This is a genomic window from Epilithonimonas sp. 33E (assembly GCF_059372615.1).
Map to the genome: position 1 here is coordinate 980,808 of NZ_CM182009.1, position 24,161 is coordinate 1,004,968.

Below are 24,161 nucleotides of genomic sequence, written 5' to 3' on the forward strand. Positions count from 1 at the left end.
GTTTTTAATTCCAGATTTCATTCATTACTGTTAGGGTAATTGGTTTTCCGTCTGTAATGACAATCGACACTGTTGTTGATTTTTAGGATAAAATTACAAATGTTTAGGATTAAGATTGCTTTAAGGAAGCCATTTTATTTAACAACTCTTTCTTCATCAGAAAATATTTTCGTCCAATATAAAAATGGAAACTGTTGACAGCAAAAAACAATTGCTGTAAATGATGTTCCATATATTGATTTTGATTGAAGTACAGTAGATCATTATCGATGTAAAATTGCAGATCTTTCCTGTTATTTTCGTTGATCTCTTCGTTTAGAAATGGATTGCTCAGGATATCTTTTAGCTCTGCTTTCAGTTTTGTCTCCAAAGGTTTAAGGTTAAAGAAGTTCTTTTTAATCTGCTCAAATGGCGTTGTCGTGCTTACGAAATCCAATGCCTTACTAAGTTCGGTAAAGAGATTGAATTTTTCTTCATAAACTTTGTCATACTCGTGGAACTCAAAAAACTGATTTCTCATCTCGTATTCCATATTCTGAGTTTTTGCCAAACCAACAAAATAATGATAAATATTAATGTCATTTTGAGTGATTTCTTCATTCAGGGTTTTGATTTGATTTTCAAGCTTTGGAATCAGAGTTTTAGCCTCTTGTGATTTATATTTTTTCCCATCGTAATCAAATGTTTTGATTGGATACGTTTTGTCAGCAATTGATTTGATGATTTCTTTATCATTTTCCAAAGCAATCAGTGTATAAACCAATTCAATTTTTTCTTTTGAAAATAAATCATCAAAGGTAATATTAGTTTCTGATGGATTGGAAAGCGTCTGATTAAAAGTATTCGGGTTCTTATTGTCGTAATAACCATTAAAGATCCGGTCAAATGAGTTTTTATTGTAATTGTTTTCAAACTCATTTCGAAAACTATCAAAGCTTAATTCAGAACTTGGATGATCGTATTGAACTTGAGAAAATAATTTCGAAGTTAATTTTTCTTCAGTTGTTTCAATATTTTTAAATAATAATCTTGCCGAATCGTTATCGCTTTGTTTACTGATATTAAGTTGTTGTAGTCTTGCTACGCGATCTTCGGTTGACGGATGCGAGGCCCATTGATTTTCTATTACTAGTTTGGACTTGTTGAATAAACCTGCTTCTTCTATTTTTATAAAAGGAAGATTGTTTTTCGTTTCGATTTCACTTTCTTGTGCGAGGAAATTCATTACAAAAAATTGTTCTCGGTAGATGTTTTTGCTTGTTTTGTTGTCCGTAATCTTCCCATCATAAAAACTAATCACATTATTGTAAGAATTGGCAGCTAAATCTAATCTCAATAATGATTCTTCCAAAGCTTTTGATCCTGCAATATTCGCAGCAACTTCATCAGCGTGAAATTCCATTTCTCTGGAAAGTGCCATATGACGAATGTTTACAAAGGAATACATCTTTGAAAGAATCCATTTGATGCCTTGTGATACCTTCAAAGCTAACATTGCAAAAATGGCAAAGTAACCGCTTGTGTTAGCCCAGCCTTCGATGGCTTTTCTGTAAGATTCGTCGTCGTTTATCAGATTGAAAATAATTTGATTAACATTATAAACGTAGCTTCCAACCTTCATCGAGCGCTGGGAAAAATGCCCGAATTCGTGCGCTAAAATGGCTTTCAGCTCTTGCTTTGTACAGGCATTGACAAGACCAAGTCCAATAATCAGGTTTTTCTTGATGGGCAAAAACATACTCCAGAAGTTTGAGTCATAAAAAACACTGGCATTAACATCATAGGTAAGATAGACTTTTTTGGGGAAATCTGTTCCGGCTTCTTTCACTATTTCGTCGATCATTGCGAAGAGCTGTGGCTCATCAGTACGTTTGATTTCTGTAAGCGAACTCCGGTCATTGATGTGCTTTTTAAAAAGAAATTTTATCAAAAAATATGAAATCATAATCCCGAATCCGGCAAGACCGGCGCCGATCATCAGTGTGGAAAACATCGGTTTTGCGGCAATCAGGAAAATTCCGGCTGCAACACAGCCTAATGTTAAAGCAATGGCAGAAAGAAATAGTAAAATATAGACAATAATAAATAAGATAATGGAAAGAATGGCAGAGCTGCTTTTCTTTTTAAATTCTTTTGAAACCTGAATCAACATAAACGGTAATTAATTTTTCATAAAAATAAAGAATCAAAAGGTATTTTAAGAATATATTCGATAAATTATTTTACAAAAATTCAACAAAAAACCGCTCAGAAAATCTGAACGGTTTAATTTATATTGCTTCGGCTGCTGACCGTTACATCATTCCTGGCATTCCGCCACCCATTGGCATTGCAGGTTCATCTTTTTTAACTTCTGTGATAACACATTCCGTTGTCAAAAGCATTCCGGCGACAGAAGCAGCATTTTCCAGAGCAACTCTTGTTACTTTTGTAGGGTCAATGATTCCTGCTTCCAGCATATTCACGTATTCGTCAGACTTAGCATTGTACCCGAAGTCACCTTGTCCTTCCGCTACTTTAGCTACAATAACAGAACCTTCACCACCGGCATTAGCCACGATTTGTCTTAATGGTTCTTCAATCGCTCTTTTTACAATTTTGATACCGGTTGTTTCGTCAGCATTATCACCTTCGAAGTTAAGCGCGGCAACGGCTCTTACCAATGCAACACCTCCACCTGCAACAATACCTTCTTCAACAGCTGCTCTTGTAGCATGAAGTGCATCGTCCACTCTGTCTTTTTTCTCTTTCATTTCTACTTCAGAAGCAGCACCTACGTAAAGTACAGCAACACCACCAGCTAGTTTAGCCAATCTCTCCTGAAGTTTTTCTCTGTCATAGTCGGAAGTTGTAGTTTCCATCTGAGCTTTGATCTGAGCTACTCTTCCTTTGATTTGAGCTTCATCACCGCCGCCGTTCACGATAGTTGTATTGTCTTTGTCAATTACTACTTTCTCGGCGGTTCCAAGAATTTCAATAGAAGCATTTTCCATAGTGAAACCTCTTTCTTCAGAGATAACCTGTCCGCCGGTTAAGATAGCGATATCTTCCAGCATTGCTTTTCTTCTATCTCCGAATCCTGGAGCTTTAACTGCGGCAATTTTAAGAGAACCTCTCAATTTGTTTACTACCAGAGTTGCCAAAGCTTCGCCTTCAACTTCTTCAGAGATAATCAATAAAGATTTTCCACCTTGTGCTACAGGCTCAAGAACTGGCAATAATTCTTTCATGGAAGAGATTTTTTTCTCGACCAAAAGAATGTATGGATTGTCAAGTTCTGCAACCATTTTTTCAGGATTAGTAACGAAATAAGGTGATTGGTAACCTCTGTCAAACTGCATTCCTTCTACAACATCTACGGTCGTATCGATACCTTTTGCTTCTTCTACAGTGATCACACCTTCTTTACCAACTTTTCCAAACGCTTCAGCGATTAGGGAACCAATTGTCTCATCGTTGTTCGCAGAAACAGAAGCAACTTGTTTTATTTTATCATTATTGTCACCGACAGTCTGAGATTGGGATTTCAGGTTTTCAACAACCGCAGAAACCGCTTTGTCAATTCCTCTTTTCAAGTCCATTGGGTTGGCGCCGGCTGCAACGTTTTTAAGACCTTCTCTTACAATAGCCTGTGCCAGAACGGTAGCTGTAGTTGTACCGTCACCAGCGATGTCGTTGGTTTTAGAAGCTACTTCTTTCACCATTTGCGCTCCCATGTTTTCTACTCTGTCTTCAAGTTCGATTTCTTTTGCTACAGAAACACCGTCTTTTGTAACGTGAGGGGCACCGAAAGATTTTTCAATGACAACATTTCTACCTTTTGGTCCCAGAGTTACTTTTACTGCATTAGCTAATGCATCAACACCTCTTTTAAGAGCGTCTCTTGATTCGATATCGAATTTTATTTCTTTTGCCATAATTTTTTGATTTAGTCGAAAATTTTAATTTCAGATGAATTTTTAATATTAACCGATGATTCCTAGTAAATCTCCTTCTTTTACAATCAGGTAGTCTTTACCTTCAAACTTCAATTCAGTTCCGGAATATTTTCCATAAAGAACTTTGTCGCCAACTTTTACAGTGGTAGGTTCGTCTTTTTTTCCTGGTCCTACCGCAACAACAGTTCCTTCTTGTGGTTTTTCTTTTGCTGTGTCTGGGATAATGATTCCTGATGCTGTTTTTGTTTCAGCTGGAGTTGGTTCTACCAAAACTCTGTCTGCTAATGGTTTAAAATTTACTGACATAATTATATATAATTTTTTAATATTTATTCTGACTGGTTAGTCTCCAACAATGTGCCAATTATTTTTGATGTCTTAATTCATTACCAAAACGTAATATTTGGCAGAAATTTTTTAAATGATGTGAAAAAATGTCAGTATTTATCATAGTTTATTATGATTAGTTTTTTCGCAAAAATTTAAGATTTTATATGAAATATTTGGCAAACAATTTGAATAATAATTATTAATAACTAAAAAATTTTAAGTCATGATTAAAAAACTATTTCTTGGATTATGCCTTATTTTGGCAAGTTTTGTATGTAATGCTCAAACCATTTCTTTAACTGGGCAACAGTTTAATAACTGGAATAATGACATAGATTTAGCACCTTCCATAAGTGGGGTTCTTTATACTGCAACTAATGTAACGCTTGTGCCCGGAGAAGTCAAATTTCGGGAAAATCACAGTTGGACAAATAGTTGGGGTTCAGGAAGTTTTCCAGTTGGAGTGGGAATTCTTTCGGGTGCTAATATTAATGTTACAACTGGCGGAATTTATAATATTACTTTTAACAAATTAACAGGAGTTTATGCATTTGTTTTAACTGCTTTTCCAAGGGTTTCAATTTGTGGACAAAATATAGGAACAGCATGGACAACTGACATTTTTTTAAATACTGTTGACGGGATTACCTATAATTTGAATAATTGTAGTATGCCTGTTGGAGAATTCAAATTCAGATTAGAAGCCGGCTGGCTCGTGAGTTGGGGGAATGGCGGGTCAGGCTTGTTTCCGAATGGTATAGCTGTACTTGCCGGAGGTAATATTAATGCTACAGTTGCCGGAAATTTCAACGTGAGCTTTAATGTTGTGACAGGTGCATACATCTTTACTCAAACATTAGCGATTTCTGACACAACAAAAAAACAGATCGTGCTTAACACCCTTGTTAAAAATGATCTTAAATTTTCAGATCAGGTAAGAAATGTTCAGGTTTATTCGGTGGATGGAAGAGTGATTAACAGCTACGAAAATGTATCAACAATTAATCTTTCAACATTATCGAATGGCGAATATATCTTGAAAATCAAAACAAAAGATAACGAGATGTTTAGTCAGAAAATTATTAAAAATTAATTCTTATACCAAAGATTTTCGCCTTTTAAAAATAAAGGTGTTTCAAAATTATTGGTAAACAGACTTCCGGTGCCCAAACCTTGTGGCATCGGATTTTTTTTGATGTAAGTATATTGAGCAATAGCATTGAGGCCGATATTGCTTTCCAGAGCAGAAGTGATCCACCAACCGATGTTATTTTGCTCAGCTAATTCTATCCATTCATCAGATCCGGAAAATCCTCCAATCAAACTTGGTTTTAAAATAATATATTGAGGTTTGATAATTTTCAATAGATCTTTTTTGGATTCATAATTAAGAATGCCAATCAGTTCTTCGTCTAAAGCAATTGGTGTCGGCGTATTTTTACAAAGTTCCGCCATTGCTTCCCAATCTCCGGCTTTGATCGGTTGTTCTATTGAATGAATATCGAGAGCTGCTAATTCCTGTAAAACAATTTTAGCCTGTTCCGGAGAAAAAGCGCCGTTGGCATCCACACGAAGTTCGATTTTATCTTTCGGGAATTTTTGTCTTAAAGATTTTAATATTTTTTTTTCAGAATCCCAATCGGTTCCAATTTTTAGTTTAATGCAAGTAAAATTATTCTTTATTTTTTCCTCAATTTGAGACTGCATATAATCTGAATCACCCATCCAAATTAAACCATTAATCTTAATCGAATCTTTTCCTTCTGTAAATTCACTTGGAAAATAAAGATCTCCCTGATGCTCAAGATTAAGAAGCGCCTGCTCGATTCCGAAAATAATAGAAGGATGATTGACCAATTCTTCCTGCAGTTCTTCCAGTTTCAAATTAATATTTCGGCAAGCCCATTCCAAAGCATTTTCATAGTCATCATCATCATCAAAACTTAATCCCCGGAAAAGAGAACATTCTCCGATTCCCTTTTTATCACCTTCAGAGATTTCTATAAAATAAGTTTCTTTGGTATTCAGAACACCGCGCGAAGTTCCGCTTGGTACTTTAAAATTCAGAATATATTGATGAAATTTTGCCGTCTTCATACTACAAAAATAAGAAAAGACCGGCGAACCGGTCTTTTATATGATTTAAAATTTCAATATTATTTTTTGTTGACAGCTTTTGCCATAAATTCTTCGGCTTTGGTGACCATTGCAGCGCTTCCACAGAAAAAAGGAACGCGCTGATGCAGTTCTGTTGGTTCGATTTCCATAATTCTTTTGAATCCGTCACTGCATTTTCCGCCGGCTTGTTCGGCTAAAAATGCCATTGGATTACATTCATAAAGCAGTCTCAGTTTTCCATTAGGAGATTGTGAAGTGGAAGGGTAAATGTAGATGCCTCCTTTTAGCATATTTCTGTGAAAATCAGATACTAATGATCCGATGTAACGGGAGGTGTAAGGTCTGTCACCTTCTTCTTCCTGGCAATATTTGATATAATCTTTCACACCTTGGGGAAACTTGATGTAATTACCTTCATTAATAGAATAGATTTTCCCGGAAATTGGGAATTTGATGTTTTTATGGGACAGGTAATAGGTTCCGATGGAAGGATCGAGTGTGAATCCATTCACTCCGTTCCCGGTAGTATAAACAATCATTGTAGAAGAACCGTAAACAATATAGCCTGCGGCAACCTGGTTAACGCCTTTTTGTAAAAAATCTTTAAGCTCAACAGGAGTTCCGGGATTTGTAACTCTTCTGTAAATGGAAAAAATTGTACCTACAGAAACATTGACATCAATATTAGAAGATCCGTCCAAAGGATCGATCAATACAACATATTTGCTGAGGTGAGCATTTTCGGTGCATTTGATTTCGATAAAATCATCACTTTCCTCGGAAGCAATTCCACAGACAACTTCTCTTTGAGATAAAGCTGCGATGAAAATATCATTGGCTAAAACATCTAATTTTTGCTGATCTTCGCCTTGGATATTTTGATTACCTACATTTCCAATGATGTCAGCAATTCCGGCTTTGTTGACTTCTCGATTTACGATTTTTGAAGCAATTCTTATAGAACTGATGAGACGCGATAATTCTCCTGTAGAATATTTGAAATCATCCTGTTTTTCGATGATGAACTCTCCTAAAGTCTGTAAACCCTGATGCGACATAAATTGGTTAATTTGATTTCCTACAAAACTAAATTTTTTTTTAATCAAATAAAACTAAATTCATCAAGAATTGATAATAATCATTATAATATAGATTAATATGGTTTTATTATCTCATTTCGAAGCATTGGAAATTAAGTGTCAATTTTCATATTTCGTTCATTATTAATATTTTTGAAGGTTAATAATCAATTAACCATTTTTTGATTGACAAATAAATTCTAACAGTTAAAAATCTAATGAAAGTTTACAAATTTGGTGGAGCATCTGTAAAAGATGCCGAAGGTGTGAAAAATGTGGCCTTGGTTCTTGAAACACAGGGTTTTGAAAAATGTCTGCTGGTGGTTTCAGCAATGGGAAAAACAACCAATGCGCTAGAGAAAGTGGTCGAGTTTTATTTCAAGAAACAGGATTATCAGGCAGAAATTGAATTAATCAAAAAAAATCACATCGATATTGCCAAAGGTTTATTTTCAGAAAATCATCCGGTTTTTGGAGAGATTTCTTTGTTTTTTGATGATATCGATTCATTTTTAAGAAGAAATAAATCACCAAATTATAATTTCGTTTATGACCAAGTAGTGAGTTGCGGAGAGATGATTTCATCTAAAATTTTAAGCGAATATTTGAATGATATTCAGTTTTTCAACCATTGGCTGGATGCGAGAGACTATATCAAAACGGACAGTAATTACCGAGAAGGAATTGTGAACTGGCAGGAAACTGAACAGAATATTTCTAAACTGGATAAGATCAACTGTTATGTGACACAGGGTTTTATTGGTTCGGAAAGTAATAATTTTACAGTGACATTAGGTAGAGAAGGTTCAGATTATACGGCGGCGATTTTCGCTTATTGTCTTAATGCTGACGAAATGACAATCTGGAAAGATGTTCCAGGTGTGATGACTGGTGATCCGAGAAAATTTGAAAATGTAGAATTGCTATCTCATATTTCTTACGAAGAAGCGATCGAAATGGCTTATTACGGAGCATCGGTAATTCACCCAAAAACGCTTCAGCCGCTTAAGCAGAAGAATATTCCGTTTTTTGTAAAATCTTTTGTAGAGCCTAAAAAACCGGGAACCAAAGTAGGAAATTCCGAGGAAAATGAATTGATCGAAAGTTACATCCTGAAAGAAAATCAAACGTTGCTGAATGTGGAAACAAGGGATTTTTCCTTTATTGCTGAGGATCATATGAGTTTGATCTTTACACTTCTGGCAAAATATAAAATTAAAGTTTCTTTGATGCAGAATTCAGCAATTTCATTAGCTTTATGTTTGGAAGATAAATTTGGAAATGCCAACCAGCTTAATGAAGAATTGCAGCAGAGTTTCATCACTCAGATGACCAAGAATGTATCATTGTTCACGGTTAGAAATGCTGAGCTGGAAAAACTGGATCAATTCTACAAAGACAAAAAAGTCCTGTTGGAACAGATCTCCAAAAAAACCTTCCAAATGGTAACCGCATAAAAAAACTATGAGCTTAATTTCCAAAGAAGACTTGATAAAAGCATCCGGACTGGATAAAATTGGTTTCCTCAAGAAACCTGTGGCTTCAGCTATAATGAATCTTGCTAAGATCAATGATGTTAATAATCTATACAACAAACTCAAACATACAAAAGGTGTAGAGTTTTTTGATGAATTTATCAGAGAGCAGGACCTTAGTTATATTGTATTTGAAGAAGATCTTGCCAAAGTTCCGAAAACAGGCCCGTTCATTATTGTTTCCAATCATCCGCTTGGTGCATTGGACGGGATATTGATGTGTAAAATATTGTTACGTGTTCGCCCGGATTTCAAAGTAATGGGAAATTTCCTGTTATCGAAAATAGAGCCTATGGCTCCTTTCGTGATTTCCGTTAATCCTTTCGAAAGCAGAAAAGAAGCTTACAGCAGTTCTTCCGGAATGAGAGAAACTTTCAAACATTTGGAAGAGGGTGGATGTTTGGGGATTTTTCCTGCCGGTGAAGTTTCTAATAAAAATAACGAATACGGCGAAGTTCTCGACAGACCGTGGGGAAAAACGGCGCTGAAAATTATCAAAAAAGCAAAAGTCCCTGTTGTTCCAATGTATTTTCACGCGACCAACAGCCAAATGTTTTATAATGTAGCGAAATTGCACCCCGATTTGCAAACGATGATGCTGCCCGCAGAAATGATGAAGAAAAGAGATAAGCCGATCAGAATCCGGATCGGAAAGCCAATCTCTGTGAAACAAATGGAAGAGGAAGAAACGATTGAAGAACTAGGCGATTATCTCTATAATAAGGTTTATATGCTGAAGTCTTATTATGAACGGAGAAAAAGTATTACTGAGAAACTGAAGCTGCCTAATATGGCGCTTAAATTACCACTTCAGAAACAGAATAACATCGTCCAGAATATCATTGATGAGACGCCTGTAGAAGACATCATTAATGAAATCAATACACTGAAAAATACCGAAAACAAAAGGCTTTTTTCTCACGGTGACTATGATGTGTTTTTTACCAAATCAGAAGAAATTCCTTCCATAATGAGAGAAATCGGAAGGCAAAGAGAACTGACCTTTCGGGCCATTGGTGAAGGTACTAATTTGCCTTTTGATCTGGATGAGTACGATAATCATTATCATCATCTTTTTCTTTGGGATAATGCAGATAAAAAGCTGGTTGGAGCGTACAGAATGGCTCTAGGTTCCGAAGTGATGAAAAAATTTGGTATCAACGGATTTTATACCAGCTCACTTTTCGAATATGATCCTGAATTACAACCGTTTTTCCGAAAGGTAATCGAAATGGGACGCGCCTATATTTCTGTTGAATATCAGCAAAAACCGTTTCCATTATTTCTGCTTTGGAGAGGAATTGTTCACGTTTGTCTAAGAAATCCGGAACACAAATTCCTGATGGGCGGCGTGAGTATCAGTAACAAGTTTTCAGAGTTTTCAAAATCTTTGATGATAGAGTTTATGCGCTCTCATTATTATGATTCTGCAGTGGCTCAATACATTCACCCAAAGAATGAATTCAAGGTGGTGATGAAGGAGCGTGATAAAGCCTTATTCTTTGAAGATATGGATGCTGATCTCAATAAGCTGGATAAGATCATTGATGATCTTGAACCTGAATTAAGATTGCCTGTTTTGATTAAGAAATATATTAAACAAAATGCAAAAATGATTGCTTTTAATGTCGATCCTAATTTCAATGATGCGATTGACGGATTGATGTATATCAGGATTAGTGATCTTCCGGAAGATACAATTAAGCCTGTTTTGGAAGAATTGAGTGATTTTTTCAAAGCGCAGACCGAAAAAAAATCTTCTGATAATCAATGATTTTTATAGTAATGTGCGAAGAAATTCTAATATAATTTGCATTATAAGAATAAAGAATATACTTTTGCACCACTCAAAACAACAATAGAGTATGGTTTCTTAGCTCAGTTGGTAGAGCAACGGACTGAAAATCCGTGTGTCCCTGGTTCGATCCCTGGAGAAACCACTTAAAGCCACCTGGTTCAGGTGGCTTTTTTATTGGAAAATATTAAATTAGTGTTAATCTAATTTGGATTATAAAAGGAAAGAGTGTATTTTTGCACCACTCAAAACAATGGAGTATGGTTTCTTAGCTCAGTTGGTAGAGCAACGGACTGAAAATCCGTGTGTCCCTGGTTCGATCCCTGGAGAAACCACTTAAAACCGCCTGATTTAGGCGGTTTTTGTTTTTTGCTACTTTATTGTCTGATTTTTCATATTAAAATTGAGTTTTGAAAGTTAATTTTATATTTTAATAATAAAAGTTGCTTATTTTCAAAAAAGAAATATTTTTGCAAAAAAAACTAATTTTCAAAACTTCATGATGAGAAAACTCTATTTTTTATTATTACTTACTATATATTCTCAATTATTTTCACAAATAAAAAGTGATACAATCAATTATCTTTCAAATGGTATTGTAGAAGACTCGCATGGGAAAATAATAACAAATCATGTTTTAAGAGAAAAGTTTCTAAAAGAGAGAGTGATGAAAGTTCTTTCAGAAAAGAAAAAAATGTTAAAGGCAACCCCAACTCTTGTGGAATTGTGTTCTAATGGCGGCTTTGAACAATTTGAAAGTGTTGGGGGGAAAAACTATCTTAAGAATTTTTTATTTTCTATAGGAGATCCGCCCGGACCAACGCAGTGTAGGTCTATTTCTAATAAAGCAGACTCTTATATTAATCAATATGATCCTACTGACGGAGATCTGATGGCAACAACTGTTCCTGCCAATCTTATCGATTCTTATATGGGAGACATAAAAGCATTTGATCAGTATGCCCTTAAAATTAATTATCCTAATTCAAGTACTTATGGATCAATAGTACAGGGGAAAAGATTCAAAACCAATAATGAGAATTTTGTAAAATTTAATTATAAGGCCATCCTTCAAAGTGTTTATGATAATAGCCATACTGATAATCAAGCTTTTTTTAAAGCAAGAATACTTAATAAGTCAAATGTTGTAGTAAGTGAATTTTGTCTTGTTGGCGATGAAAAGAACTGTATATTTACAAAAGTTCCGGACGGCAGCTACGGGTATGTGACATTATATACAGCCAACTGGCAGTCAGGATTGCTCGATATCTCTTCTATTCCTAATAATGAGGAATTTACGGTGGAGTTTATGGCGTCGCGTTGTGGATTAGGGGGACATTTTGGATATGCGTATGTAGATGATATTTGTCTGCTACATTCGAATGAGAGTTTTGTCGGAAGCATTGATCTTAGCCCTTTGAATGCTGTTTGTCCAACATTACCCATTAACGTTTCAGGTGTGTTTACGGTTCCAAATTCCGGCGGAGTAACCGCATCTGTCAAAAATATCACTTTGAAATTATTTAATGAAAGCGGTGCTACTGTTTATACAACACAATCTGCTACAATTGATAATGTTAATAAAAAATTTAATTTTGTTCTTAGTAATTCGGATTTTCCCAATACAAACCAAGCAAATTATAATGTAGGTGTATATGTAGATTATGATATACAAGGCAGTTCCTGCGGTGGTAATAACTTTTTCACAAATGCTTCGGATACAGACGCTAATGAAGGTTGGGATATCAGTTTTCTTAATTGCTCATCCTCTTGTAATATCCCTGTAAACACGGCAAAATTATCAAAATGTGATACTGATGGGAATGGAGTAGAGGATTTTAATCTCACTGATTTTGATAGCAAAGTAGTAACATCTACAGCAGGTCTTAGTTTTACCTATTTTAAAAATTATAACGATGCACTTAGTAATTCTAATAGTATTAGCAATTTTACTAAGTATCCATCTGGTACTGGAAATGTATATGTAAGAATATCCCGAGATGCCGGCTGTTACAAAATAGTTTCAGTATCCTTAGAGGTTAGGAATCCAACTGCAAATATTACAGGTATCCTGAATGTCTGTTCGGGCAGTACGAACTTGACTGCATCAACAGGTAGCAGTTATCTTTGGAGTCCGGGTGGTGAAACAACGCAAACTATTTCCGTGAGCAATACGGGAGTTTACTCCGTTACGGTTACAGATAGCTATGGCTGTAGTAGCACTGCGAGTGTGAGTATAGAACCAAGTTTAACCGCCGTTACACCAACTTTACAAGTTATGCAACCTTCCTGTTTTGTATCTTCGGGAACAATAAAGGTAATATCCCCCGCATCGGAGTATAGTTTTGATAACGGCGTTACCTGGACTACTAATGCTATAAAATCTAATTTGTATCCAGGAAAATATTTTGTAAAAGTCAAAACTGTCAAAGGCTGCATATCTTACTCTCAAGAAGTTGATATTGTACAATCTTTGTTGCCGTACCCCAATTGCAACTCGACACAGCCAAGATTTTGTGGAGATACAGGTTCCATCACTGTTACCAATTCTGCAGCTTATTACAGTTTTGATAATGGTGTAACCTGGGTTAATAATCCAGTAGCAGATAAACTACAGCCAGGCAAGTATACTGTCCGAACAAAGGATGCTGCAGGATGTATATCTAATCCGCAAGTTGTTGCTATAGAAAGTCAAACTTTGGGCGATCCGGAATATACATTGGTTAGTCCCGCTTGTTCGGTTGCTGGCAGTATTACTATTAATACACCTGCAGATTTTTATACTTTTGACGGTGGTACGACCTGGGTAACATCGAATGTTCTAAGTAATGTCAATTCAGGTAATTTTTCTGTAGGTGTCAAAAACTACTTGGGCTGCATATCTTATTTTAAAACTATCTATGTATATAAATTTGAGAATCAGTCACCACAATATGAAGTGATCCAACCAGAGTGCGGAACTAATGGGGCTATCTATATAAAAACAGAGGCAGCTCAATATAGCTTTGATAACGGTGCAACTTGGACTACGAGCAATTTGGCAGAATTGCCAGCAGGAAATTATACAATAAAAATTAAAAACAGTGCCAACTGTATTTCTCAGGCTACTACTGTAACTCTTAATCCGCCTTACCTTCCTAATCCTATATATACGGTCGAGCAGCCTGGTTGTGGAGTTAATGGAAAAATCACTATTAACAGCATATATGACTTTTATAGTTTTGATAATGGTGTAACTTGGGTTACGACCAATTCCAAAGTATTACCTGCGGGATCCTATCAGATTATGGTGAAGAATAACATTGGCTGCAAATCTTATGCTCAATATGTATATTTGTACGAACAAAAACTACCGCAGCCTTCTTTCAAAGTTGTGCAGCCAACTTGTACAACAAAAGGAAGTATAACCATCAATACTGTAGCTGATTTTTATAGTATTAACGGAGGCTCTACTTGGAGTACTAATCCTGTGTTTAGCAATTTGACAGGATCTAGTTTTACTATTGTTATTAAAAATAACCTGAACTGTATCTCAGAGTCTGCTTATACGTATTTTAATCAGCCATATTTGGAGTCACCAACATATACTGCAGTTAATCCAAGCTGTGGTAATACAATTGGCAGTATAAAATTTACATCAGCAGCAGATCAATATAGTATTAATGGAGGAAGTTCATGGTCAACAAATGCAGATTTTAACAACCTTAACAAAGGTTATTATAGCCTGGTAGTGAAAAAAGCAGGATGTATTTCTAATAGTATTAGTTTTTACATGGACGACACCTCATTAGCTGCTCCATCGGTCACAGTTGTACAGCCTACTTGTGGAAGTAAAGGAAGTATCACTGTTAATGCGGTTGCGGATTCATATAGTATTGATGGTTATACATGGGTAACTACTCCTGTTTTTAATAATTTAAATCCAGGATATTATAGTGTTTATATCAAGAATAATTCTGGTTGTAAATCATCAGGAGTTTCAGTTAATTTACAAAATTTCTATTTAGATGATCCGGATTATACTTACACATTGCCATCGTGTGGTGTTGGAGGTACAATTACAATTACAACGCCAGCTGCTTCTTACAGTATCAATGGAGGCAGCACATGGAACACAAGTCCTGTTTTTACTAATCTACAGCCCGGTAGTTATTCTATAGCTATCAAGAATAGTCAAAATTGTACATCCAACCTTTCCGGAAGATATCTTAATTTTAATAGATTTTATCTGCCCAAGCCAGATGTAGAAGTCACTCAGCCTGTATGCGGGCAAAATGGTAGTATAAAAATTATAACTTCAGCATCACAATATAGTTTTGATGGCGGAAATACCTGGACAACCAATCCTGTTCTTAACAACCTGACTAGTGGTTATTACTATATAATGATTAAAAATGCTCAGAACTGCACATCAGATCCTTATGGCTTCAGTGTATCCATTAACGCTTATTATCTGCCCCGGCCAATGGTTAACGTTGTTCAACCAACTTGTAGCAACAACGGAAGTATAACAGTTGTCTCCAATGCAGCATCTTACTCTTTTGACAATGGTGTTACCTGGACCACAAGTTCTTCATTGCTGAATCCAGCCCCGGGATACTATAGTATTAAGATTAAAAATTCAATCGGATGTGTTTCTACTGCTGCTAATGTAAATGTTCAGAAGTATTATTTGAATGCCCCGCAAGTGACAACAATACAGCCAACCTGCTCATCTCCTTCAGGTACAATTATAGTAAATACTATTGCTGATCTTTACAGTTTTGATAATGGAACAACTTGGGTTACCAATCCAATTAAAAATTCTGTTCCCTCCGGATATTACAATATTTTGATAAAAAATAGTTTTGGTTGCATATCTCAGGCTGCCTACACTTATATTAATTCAAGTCCCAATGTCCCAGCTGCTCCTGCGGTTACTGTAGTACAGCCGACAGCTTGTGATAGTACAGACGGCAGTATCAAAATTAATACGACAGGTGTCAGCTATTCTTTCAATGACGGAGCCTCTTGGACTACTAATCCAATGAAAACAAATCTTGGATCGGGAACATATATTATTAAAATTAAAACTAATTCATATAGCTGCGAATCAAAAACAACAGTTGTAAATTTGGATTCCGGAGTTGCAATTGCAGCACCTGATGTATCTGTAACACAACCGACTTGTAGTGTTTCTACAGGTACTATAACCGTTACAAGTCCAGCTTCTACTTATAGTTTTGATAATGGGTTAACATTCACTTATTCAAACTCTAAAAGTGACTTGCTGCCGGGAACTTATAATGTTAAAGTTAAAAATACAACAGGATGTATTTCTAATGTTGCAACTGTGGTGGTTTCTAAGCCGGCTCCATTGCCAGCTCCAGCTTATGCTGTAAAACAACCGGATTGTAATAATGCATTCGGAGAAATCAAAGTTACAAGCCCGGCTTCGGAATATAGTTTTGATAATGGTCTTACATTTGGTGCTGCAGACACTAAGACAAATTTAACTCCCGGAACTTACAATATCGTAATCAAAGATGCAGCCGGTTGTATCTCTTTTGCCGCAATAGTTACGGTTAATACGAGACCTTTAACACCCGAGCTTCCTCAGGTTTCAATTACCCAACCAGTAGGTTGTACTGCTAATACGGGAAATATTGCAGTAATATCTCCCGCAGCATATTATAGCTTTGATGATGGACTTACATGGATTACAAGCTCTAATGCGACATTGCCGCCCGGAACCTATCTGGTAAGACAAAAACTTTCCAATTCAGGATGTCCATCGCCAGCATTGTCAGTAACGATAGATATGCCGCCTAATGCACCTGTTTTACCTACTTACAGCATTAATCAACCAGCGTCATGTGTTAATCCATTTGGGGATATTAATATTACTACACCAGCATTTGCTTATAGTTTTGATAATGGTTTGACTTATACTTCAAGTGCATACTCAGGACAATTATCTCCAGGTAATTATTATCTTAAAACCAAAAATTCTGCCGGTTGTGAATCGGGTTCTGTACTTGTAGTAATAAAAAAGCCTATCGATACGCCAGTTAAGCCGGTAGTACAAGTTCAACAATTAGACTGTCACCATTCTAGTGGTGAGATTTTAGTTAATGCAGGTATAGCTGTACAGTATTCAATAGATAATGGTCTCACCTGGGTTGGTAATAATTCATTTGCTAATCTTGTTCCCGGGTCATACAGTGTGAGATATAAAAATCCTAATGGATGTATCTCTGATCCTGAAATAGTAATTATCAATACGTATACTAATAGTACACCAAAGCCAATTGCTGATGCCCAACAATATTTTTGTATACAAAATAAGCCGACAATTGCCGACATAATAATAACGGGAACAGGTGTCAAATGGTATAACTCTGCATTTGGAACTAGTCAGTTGGCTGCTTCTACATTATTAGTTGATGGACAAACATATTATGCATCACAAGTGGTTGCGACTTGTACAAGTGATCGTATTCCTGTTACGGTTAGTATCCAGTCAACTTTGCCGCCAACCGGAGATTCTCCGCAATTGTTCTGTATTAGTCAGAATGCAAAATTATCTGATGTCAAGGTGAATGGCAGTTATATAAAATGGTATGCTGATAAATTATCAATTATTCCTCTTCCTTCCAATACGTCATTACAGGATGGTTTTACTTATTATGCAACACAGACGGTAAATGATTGTGAGAGTGTTTTGAGATTGCCTATATTGGTTAATATAACCTCTGGTGTTATTCCTAATATGCCAGGTCCGGAAATCCAAAATATTCAGATAGAAAATAATACAGCTACTGTTATAATTAAAGGAGCTTCTAATTATGAATATTCATTAGATAATACCAATAATTGGCAAAATTCTAACGTTTTTAAAAATTTGGATAATGGAAATCATAAGGTATATGTGAGAGAAGTCTCCAATATTTGTGCAGTTTCTTTAAAAGAATTTACTATTTTTAAGATTAATAACATTTTAACTCCTAATGGCGATGGTATTAATGATAACTGGGAAATAGAAGGATTAGAGAATTATCCGGGTACAAAAGTTCGAGTTATGGATAAGAATGGAAGAGTAGTCTTAGATACAGTAGTATCAGGAAAGTTTTTTTGGAACGGAACTTTTTCGGGCAGGTTATTGCCTACGGATAATTATTGGTATCATATTGTGTTAACAGATGGCAGGCTGTTGACAGGTTATCTTGTGATAAAAAATAGGAATTAAAAAAAAGGCGCTTAATAAAGCGCCTTTTTTTAATAAAATAAATTAAAATTTCTCCACTCTAACAGCTTCCGGAACCATAATTTCGTAGTTGCCGCCATAAGAAATGATTTCTCTTACAATGCTGCTGCTGATGTAAGATTTCCCGGATGAGGTTAGAAGAAATATCGTTTCAACTGTATTGTCTCTGGTCAGGGCTCTGTTGGTCTGTGCAATGGATTTTTCAAATTCGAAATCAGCAGGGTTTCTAAGTCCTCTCAAGATGAAATTGACATTTTTACTTTTACAGTAATCAATTGTCAAACCTTCAAAATCATCAACTTCAACATTCGGGAATTTTTCAAAAGTTTTCTTGATGAACTCTTTACGTTGTTCAAGGGAGAACATATATTTTTTCTGAGAATTTTTTCCGATAGCAATGATGATTTTATCAAACAACGGAACTGCACGTTCAACAATATCATAATGACCAAGTGTGATTGGATCAAAAGACCCGGGAAAAACAGCAATTTTCATAGAAATTTTAAATTTTAGATTATGAATTTTAGATTCTCTGCATCATTTAAAATCTAAAATTTATCATTGATGATTATTTGTTAAGTGCTTTTTCTACTTCGTTTCCGCAAAGGTCTTTGATAGAGATACCGTATATTTTTGCCTGTTGTGGAAGGATGCTGGCCGGTGAAAAACCGGGATTAGTATTCATTTCTAAAAGATGCGGAATTCCGTCAACGATAATGAATTCCGAACGCGAAAATCCGCTCATACCGAGTGATTTGTAAGCTTTGATAGAGATTTCTTCCACTTTCTTTCTGGTCTCTTCATCAATTCTTGCCGGTGTGATTTCCTGAGAAGCACCCTCATATTTAGCTTCATAATCAAAGAATTCTTTGTCAGGAACAATTTCCGTGATTCCCAAAACAATCACTTCGCCTTTATAATCCAAAACGCCAACGGAAACTTCCATTCCATTCAAAGCGCTTTCGATAAGGATTTCGTCATCTTCTTTATAAGCAACTTCAAGTGCTTTTACTAATTCGGATTTTTCTTTCACTTTAGAAATTCCCAAAGAAGAACCACTTTGATTTGGTTTGACAAAAACCGGAAGTCCTAGTTTTTCTACAATTTCGTCATTAGAAATTTCCTCTCCCTTTCTCAAATAAATACTTTTCGCGGAAGGAATTCCATATTTAGACAAAACAGCTAAAGTATCTTTTTTATTGAAGGTTAATGCGCTTTGATAGAAATCACAACCCGTATATTTTTGCCCGACTGCATCCCAATACGCTTGGAGGATTCCGTTTTCACCAGGTGTTCCGTGGATGATATTGAAGCAAACATCAAATTTCAAGCTTTCTCCGTTGCCAAAATCTGCAGAGAAATCAGCTTTATTGATTGGTTTTTTATTGTCGTTTTCGTCTGAGAAATACCATTCGTCTGTTAGAATTACAACTTTATAAACGTTATAGGCTTCACGGTCTAGCGAATCAAAAATCAGTTGTCCGCTTTTAAGAGAAACTTTGTATTCATCAGAATAGCCGCCCATTACAACGGCCACATTTTTTTTACTCATTTCAAAATTATTCTTGAAAACAAATGTAAAGATTTTATGAAAAAAATATAGATTAAAAATTGCCTAAATATTAAAATTGAGAATTTAAGTGTGAATTGAAAACACAAAGGCACAAAGAATCTATATTTATTGTAGTGTTATTAGGTACAAAGTTTAATTTCATTAAATAAAAAATCTTTGATTTTCCTTGTGCCTTAAAACATTTCGATCTAAAAAAAACCTCGCGCCTTTGTGTTAAGCTAATATTTACTAAAATAATAATCTCAAATAAGGCCAATAAATCAAAGCTCCAACACAAACCGAAGAAATAGTCGCTAACATGACAGCGCCTCCAGCCAAATCTTTAATTATTCCTATTCGAGAATCAAATTCAGGATGGATATAATCGCAGATTTTTTCAACACAAGTATTCAAAGCTTCTGTTACTAAAACAAAAAAACAACAAAAAATTATTAAAGCTGTTTCCATTTTCGAAAGGCTAAGAAAAACGATCAGAAAAAGATTAATCAGCAAACCGAAAATATGAATCTGAAAATTGCGTTCGGTTTTCAAAATCCACATCAAACCTTTGATCGTAAAATGGACACTTTTGTGAAATGGCGGTTTTTTCATACTCTATAATATCAACAAAGATAGATAAATCCGAAAATTGTTAATAACTAAATAAATACGGCTTTTAAAATTTGTCCGAAATCATTATCTTTGTGGAATTGAAATAAATACAGTTTATGAGATTTATTGTTGCCAGTGGCGATTTGCAGAAAGCTTTACAGACGGTGAGTGGCGTAATTTCCGGTTCACAATCCAGACCCATTTTGGAGAATTTTCTTTTCGAGCTAGACCAGAACTTATTGACAGTGACGGCTTCTGACGGAGAAACGACACTGATTACTTCTCTCGAAGTCAAGTCTGATGACAAAGGAAAATTAGCAGTTCCGGGTAAGATTTTTCAGGATTTTCTGAAAACTTACGGCGAGCAGCCTTTAACTTTAGTGGTTAAAGATTCCGAGGACGGAAACGGTAGCGTTTTGGAAATTTTGGATGAGAAAGACAACTTTGCTGTGGCATTGGACAATGCTGATGACTACCCGGAATTGCCGGAGTTTGATGCGTCTCAGAAAGTAACCATCGGAGGTGGTGTTTTGGCAGAAGCTTTGGCTAACACTTTGTTTGCCACAAGCAATGATTCTCTTCGTCCTGTGATGACTGGTGTTTTGTTTCAGTTCAAAGAAGATGAGACCAATTTTGTGTCTACAGATTCTCACAGATTGGTGGTTTACAAAAGAACAGATATCGTACATCCGGAGACTTTGGAATTCATAATGCCAAAGAAACCGCTGTCGATTTTTAAAAATATCCTGAATAATTCAAACGAAGATGTTGTGATCGAATTTAGTGATAATATGGCTAAATTCACATTCGGAAATAATATCTGGATCTGTCGTTTGATTGACGGGAAATATCCAAACTACAATGCGGTAATTCCGAAAGAAAATCCAAATGTTCTGACCATCAACAGAAGCTTGCTTTTGAGTTCTATCAGAAGAGCATCGATCATGTCCAACAAGTCTACAAATCAGGTAAGGTTCAAGTTGTCCGGCAACGTTCTTCACCTTCATGCCGAAGATACAGAATACGCAAATAAAGCCGATATGCAGATTCCTTGCGATTATAACGGCGATGATATCAATATCGGCTTCAGTTCAAAATTCCTGACAGAGATGTTATCTGTTTTAGGTTCTGACGATATCACGATGAAAATGTCTCAACCCAACAGACCGGGGATTGTAGAACCGGTTGACGGATTAGAAGAAAACGAGAGTATCCTGATGCTGTCAATGCCTGTGATAGGTTTGTAATTTTAAAATTAATCATATTTAAAATTTGAGATTTGAAATTCAGGTCTCAAATTTTAGTTTAAAAATCATAAATTTTTGGGCAGCTTTTCCGCCTTCCGTTCCCAATCTTTTTTACCAAAGCTTTTCCGGCCACAAAAAAAAGGATTTCCACTCAAGTCGGGCTGCTGTAATTCAACGTGTAAAGTAATCTTATTCGAGTTAACGCCTTTGTGAACTTAAATAGGTTTTAAATAAAAATCTTTGTGCACTTTGTGTTCAAAAAAATTCAAATATAAAAAAGAATGAAAATTTCTAATAATTGGCTTAAAGATTATATCAAAACAGACCTTAATTCTGACAAAATCAGTGCATACCTTACCGATATTGGTTTGGAAGTAGAAGGTGTTGATCAATTCGAAAGCATAAAAGGAAGTCTGGAAGGAATTGTTGTAGGCAAAGTTTTGACTTGCGAAAAACATCCGAATGCCGATAAATTAAGCAAAACAACTGTTGATATTGGAAACGGAAAAGTTTTGGAAATTGTTTGTGGAGCACCTAACGTTGCAGCAGGACAAACCGTACCAGTTGCCGTAGTCGGAACAAAAATCTATGCAAAAGACGGAAACTCCTTCGAAATTAAAAAAGCTAAAATCCGCGGCGAAGTTTCCGAAGGGATGATATGTGCCGAAGACGAATTAGGCTTGAGCGATGACCACGCCGGAATTATGGTTTTGGACGAAAATAAATTCGAAGTTGGAAAACCATTGGCCGATTATTTTGAATTAACGAATGATGAGGTTTATGAAATTGGTTTAACGCCAAACAGAACCGATGCCATGTCACATTATGGTGTTGCAAGAGATCTACAGGCATTCCTTATTTCAAATGATTTGAAATCTCAGTTTGAAAAAGTGACTTCTGTTGCTTTGAATATAGAAGGTTCTCACGATTTCAAATTAGAAGTTGAAAATTCTGAACTGACTCCGAGATATTTAGGCGCTGTGATTGAAAATGTTGAGATCAAAGATTCGCCAAATTGGTTGAAAAACAGGTTAAAAGCTATTGGGCTTTCACCAATTAATAATGTTGTAGATATTACCAATTATATCCTTCATGGGCTTGGACAGCCGCTTCACGCTTTTGATGCAGATAAAATTACTGGTAAAACTGTAAAAGTGGGAACGGTAAAGGCTGGAACCAAATTTAAAACTCTCGATGGTGTTGAGAGAACTTTGAGTGGCTCAGAAATTATTATCAAAGACGGCAAAGACAAGCCGATGTGTATTGCCGGAGTTTTTGGTGGAAGTGAAAGTGGCGTTTCATCCGAAACCAAAACGATTTTCCTGGAAAGCGCTTATTTCAATCCGGTGGCGATTAGAAAAGCATCCAAACTTCACGGACTTAATACGGATGCGTCTTTCCGTTTCGAGAGAGGTGTTGACCCAAATAATGCGAGAACTGCTTTGACTCATGCTATCAATTTGATTCAGGAATTAGCTGGCGGAAAATTAGTTGGCGAGATTCTGGAACATTACCCTGAGAAAATCAAAGATTATTATGTGGTTTTCAGATATTCGAAATTAGATCAGATTCTTGGCGCTAAGATCCACAGAGAAAAAGTAAAAGAAATTCTGAAATCATTGGATATTCAGATTCTTAACGAGATCCAGAATGGTTTGGAATTATCGGTTCCGGTTTACAGAGCGGATGTAACCAGAGAAATCGATGTTATCGAAGAAGTATTGAGAATATACGGTTACAACAAAATCGATGCACCTAAGAAGATCTCTTTCACACCGGTGAAATTGAGTTTCGATGATCAGGATGCTTTGGAAAATTCCTGGGCAAGAACATTACAATCCAATGGTTTTCACGAGGTAATGAACAATTCACTTCGTTCTGTAAAAGATGAAACAGACGCTGTGAAGTTATTGAATCCTTTGAGTAATGATTTAGCATTTATGAGAAAGTCTTTGCTGGAGGGACTTTTGGAAAATGCAATTTACAATATCAATAGAAAATCATCTGACATTAAGTTTTTCGAATTAGGAAAAATTTATCATAAAAAAGAAAAATACGAAGAAAGAAAGCAATTAGCAATTCTGACATCGGGAAGGGAAGTAGCGGAAAACTGGCTTCAACCAAAAAGTGCGACAGATTTCTACTATTTGAAAGCTTACGTCAAAGTTCTTTTGGAAAAACTAAATCTTGAACTTCACGAATCTGCGTTAGAAGACCAGCGTTTTTCTGATGCTTTGGAAATAAAATCCGGCGATAAAACGTTGGCAAGGTTAGGAAAAGTTTCTCCGCAAATGTTGAAGGATTTCGATATCAGTCAGGAAGTTTTCTATGCAGAAATCGAACTGGAAAACTGCCAGATATTGAGAACAAAAGAAAATCTGAAATTCATCGATATTCCTAAATTCAACAAAATCAGAAGAGATTTGGCTTTGCTAGTGGATAAAACAATTACTTATGCAGAATTATATGAGCTCGCAAAATCTAACAAGTCACCGTTCCTGAAAAATGTTAATCTGTTTGATGTTTACGAAGGGAAAAACCTTCCGGAAGGCAAAAAATCCTATGCTTTAAGTTTTGAACTTCTGAACGAAGAAAAAACCTTGGAAGACAAAGACATCACAGAAGTAATGAACTCTCTTATCAAATCTTTTGAAAAAGAATTCAAGGCTGAATTAAGATAATTAATTCAAATTTATATAAATCAAAATC

14 protein-coding genes and 2 tRNA genes are annotated in these 24,161 nt (G+C 35.7%); 8 read left to right on the plus strand and 8 right to left on the minus strand.

Going from position 1 to position 24,161, the window contains the following annotated elements; all coding sequences use genetic code 11:
- Positions 1-109: 109 nt before the first annotated feature.
- The 3 genes from AC5P2S_RS04590 to AC5P2S_RS04600 all read right to left on the minus strand — a co-directional run bounded on the left by AC5P2S_RS04590 (position 110) and on the right by AC5P2S_RS04600 (position 4,244).
- Positions 110-2,152, minus strand: a complete 2,043-nt coding sequence (locus tag AC5P2S_RS04590; RefSeq protein WP_494556388.1) for a M48 family metallopeptidase — start codon at positions 2,150-2,152, stop codon at positions 110-112.
- A 142-nt stretch (positions 2,153-2,294) separates the two neighbouring features.
- Positions 2,295-3,917 carry a chaperonin GroEL gene (gene groL, locus AC5P2S_RS04595; protein WP_283417314.1) on the minus strand — a complete coding sequence of 541 codons (1,623 nt, stop codon included), beginning with the start codon at positions 3,915-3,917 and terminating at the stop codon, positions 2,295-2,297.
- 48 nt (positions 3,918-3,965) lie between these two features.
- Entirely contained in the window at positions 3,966-4,244 is a 279-nt protein-coding gene (locus AC5P2S_RS04600) for a co-chaperone GroES (protein ID WP_072998155.1), read from the minus strand.
- A 247-nt stretch (positions 4,245-4,491) separates the two neighbouring features.
- Between AC5P2S_RS04600 and AC5P2S_RS04605 the strand changes: the two genes are divergently transcribed.
- A complete protein-coding gene (locus AC5P2S_RS04605) occupies positions 4,492-5,361 on the plus strand; it encodes a T9SS type A sorting domain-containing protein (protein ID WP_494556389.1) in 870 nt (289 codons plus the stop codon).
- On the opposite strand, the gene AC5P2S_RS04610 is transcribed toward AC5P2S_RS04605, so the two are convergent.
- Positions 5,358-6,365 carry an o-succinylbenzoate synthase gene (locus tag AC5P2S_RS04610; RefSeq protein WP_494556390.1) on the minus strand — a complete coding sequence of 336 codons (1,008 nt, stop codon included), beginning with the start codon at positions 6,363-6,365 and terminating at the stop codon, positions 5,358-5,360. The two genes, AC5P2S_RS04605 and AC5P2S_RS04610, sit on opposite strands and share 4 nt — an antisense overlap.
- A gap of 59 nt (positions 6,366-6,424) precedes the next feature.
- Entirely contained in the window at positions 6,425-7,444 is a 1,020-nt protein-coding gene (gene fbp, locus AC5P2S_RS04615) for a class 1 fructose-bisphosphatase (protein WP_494556391.1), read from the minus strand.
- 239 nt (positions 7,445-7,683) lie between these two features.
- Between fbp and AC5P2S_RS04620 the strand changes: the two genes are divergently transcribed.
- The 5 genes from AC5P2S_RS04620 to AC5P2S_RS04640 all read left to right on the plus strand — a co-directional run bounded on the left by AC5P2S_RS04620 (position 7,684) and on the right by AC5P2S_RS04640 (position 18,023).
- Complete coding sequence (locus AC5P2S_RS04620) at positions 7,684-8,922, plus strand: aspartate kinase (protein ID WP_283417310.1); 1,239 nt, start codon at positions 7,684-7,686, stop codon at positions 8,920-8,922.
- 7 nt (positions 8,923-8,929) lie between these two features.
- Positions 8,930-10,774: a bifunctional lysophospholipid acyltransferase family protein/GNAT family N-acetyltransferase gene (locus AC5P2S_RS04625; RefSeq protein ID WP_494556392.1), complete on the plus strand. Its 1,845-nt coding sequence runs from the start codon at positions 8,930-8,932 to the stop codon at positions 10,772-10,774.
- A gap of 93 nt (positions 10,775-10,867) precedes the next feature.
- Positions 10,868-10,940 (plus strand) — tRNA-Phe (locus tag AC5P2S_RS04630).
- Between the two features lie 117 nt (positions 10,941-11,057).
- Positions 11,058-11,130 (plus strand) — tRNA-Phe (locus AC5P2S_RS04635).
- 332 nt (positions 11,131-11,462) lie between these two features.
- Positions 11,463-18,023 carry a T9SS type B sorting domain-containing protein gene (locus AC5P2S_RS04640; RefSeq protein ID WP_494556393.1) on the plus strand — a complete coding sequence of 2,187 codons (6,561 nt, stop codon included), beginning with the start codon at positions 11,463-11,465 and terminating at the stop codon, positions 18,021-18,023.
- A 42-nt stretch (positions 18,024-18,065) separates the two neighbouring features.
- Here AC5P2S_RS04640 and coaD read toward each other — a convergent pair whose 3' ends face one another.
- The 3 genes from coaD to AC5P2S_RS04655 form a co-directional block, all read right to left on the minus strand.
- Entirely contained in the window at positions 18,066-18,536 is a 471-nt protein-coding gene (gene coaD, locus AC5P2S_RS04645) for a pantetheine-phosphate adenylyltransferase (RefSeq protein WP_283417247.1), read from the minus strand.
- A 73-nt stretch (positions 18,537-18,609) separates the two neighbouring features.
- A complete protein-coding gene (locus tag AC5P2S_RS04650; protein WP_494556394.1) occupies positions 18,610-19,593 on the minus strand; it encodes a D-alanine--D-alanine ligase in 984 nt (327 codons plus the stop codon).
- A 249-nt stretch (positions 19,594-19,842) separates the two neighbouring features.
- Positions 19,843-20,205, minus strand: a complete 363-nt coding sequence (locus tag AC5P2S_RS04655; RefSeq protein WP_494556395.1) for a diacylglycerol kinase — start codon at positions 20,203-20,205, stop codon at positions 19,843-19,845.
- Positions 20,206-20,321: 116 nt separating this feature from the next.
- On the opposite strand from AC5P2S_RS04655, the gene dnaN reads away from it, so the two are divergent.
- Positions 20,322-21,452: a DNA polymerase III subunit beta gene (gene dnaN / locus AC5P2S_RS04660; RefSeq protein ID WP_494556396.1), complete on the plus strand. Its 1,131-nt coding sequence runs from the start codon at positions 20,322-20,324 to the stop codon at positions 21,450-21,452.
- A gap of 281 nt (positions 21,453-21,733) precedes the next feature.
- Complete coding sequence (pheT, locus tag AC5P2S_RS04665; RefSeq protein WP_494556397.1) at positions 21,734-24,133, plus strand: phenylalanine--tRNA ligase subunit beta; 2,400 nt, start codon at positions 21,734-21,736, stop codon at positions 24,131-24,133.
- Positions 24,134-24,161 lie beyond the last annotated feature (28 nt).

Coding starts and splice junctions, on each gene's coding strand:
- AC5P2S_RS04590 (WP_494556388.1), bottom strand. CDS start 2,152: ATGTTGATTCAGGTTTCAAAAGAATTTAAAAAGAAAAGCAGCTCTGCC.
- groL (WP_283417314.1), bottom strand. CDS start 3,917: ATGGCAAAAGAAATAAAATTCGATATCGAATCAAGAGACGCTCTTAAA.
- AC5P2S_RS04600 (WP_072998155.1), bottom strand. CDS start 4,244: ATGTCAGTAAATTTTAAACCATTAGCAGACAGAGTTTTGGTAGAACCA.
- AC5P2S_RS04605 (WP_494556389.1), top strand. CDS start 4,492: ATGATTAAAAAACTATTTCTTGGATTATGCCTTATTTTGGCAAGTTTT.
- AC5P2S_RS04610 (WP_494556390.1), bottom strand. CDS start 6,365: ATGAAGACGGCAAAATTTCATCAATATATTCTGAATTTTAAAGTACCA.
- fbp (WP_494556391.1), bottom strand. CDS start 7,444: ATGTCGCATCAGGGTTTACAGACTTTAGGAGAGTTCATCATCGAAAAA.
- AC5P2S_RS04620 (WP_283417310.1), top strand. CDS start 7,684: ATGAAAGTTTACAAATTTGGTGGAGCATCTGTAAAAGATGCCGAAGGT.
- AC5P2S_RS04625 (WP_494556392.1), top strand. CDS start 8,930: ATGAGCTTAATTTCCAAAGAAGACTTGATAAAAGCATCCGGACTGGAT.
- AC5P2S_RS04640 (WP_494556393.1), top strand. CDS start 11,463: ATGAAAGTTCTTTCAGAAAAGAAAAAAATGTTAAAGGCAACCCCAACT.
- coaD (WP_283417247.1), bottom strand. CDS start 18,536: ATGAAAATTGCTGTTTTTCCCGGGTCTTTTGATCCAATCACACTTGGT.
- AC5P2S_RS04650 (WP_494556394.1), bottom strand. CDS start 19,593: ATGAGTAAAAAAAATGTGGCCGTTGTAATGGGCGGCTATTCTGATGAA.
- AC5P2S_RS04655 (WP_494556395.1), bottom strand. CDS start 20,205: ATGAAAAAACCGCCATTTCACAAAAGTGTCCATTTTACGATCAAAGGT.
- dnaN (WP_494556396.1), top strand. CDS start 20,322: ATGAGATTTATTGTTGCCAGTGGCGATTTGCAGAAAGCTTTACAGACG.
- pheT (WP_494556397.1), top strand. CDS start 21,734: ATGAAAATTTCTAATAATTGGCTTAAAGATTATATCAAAACAGACCTT.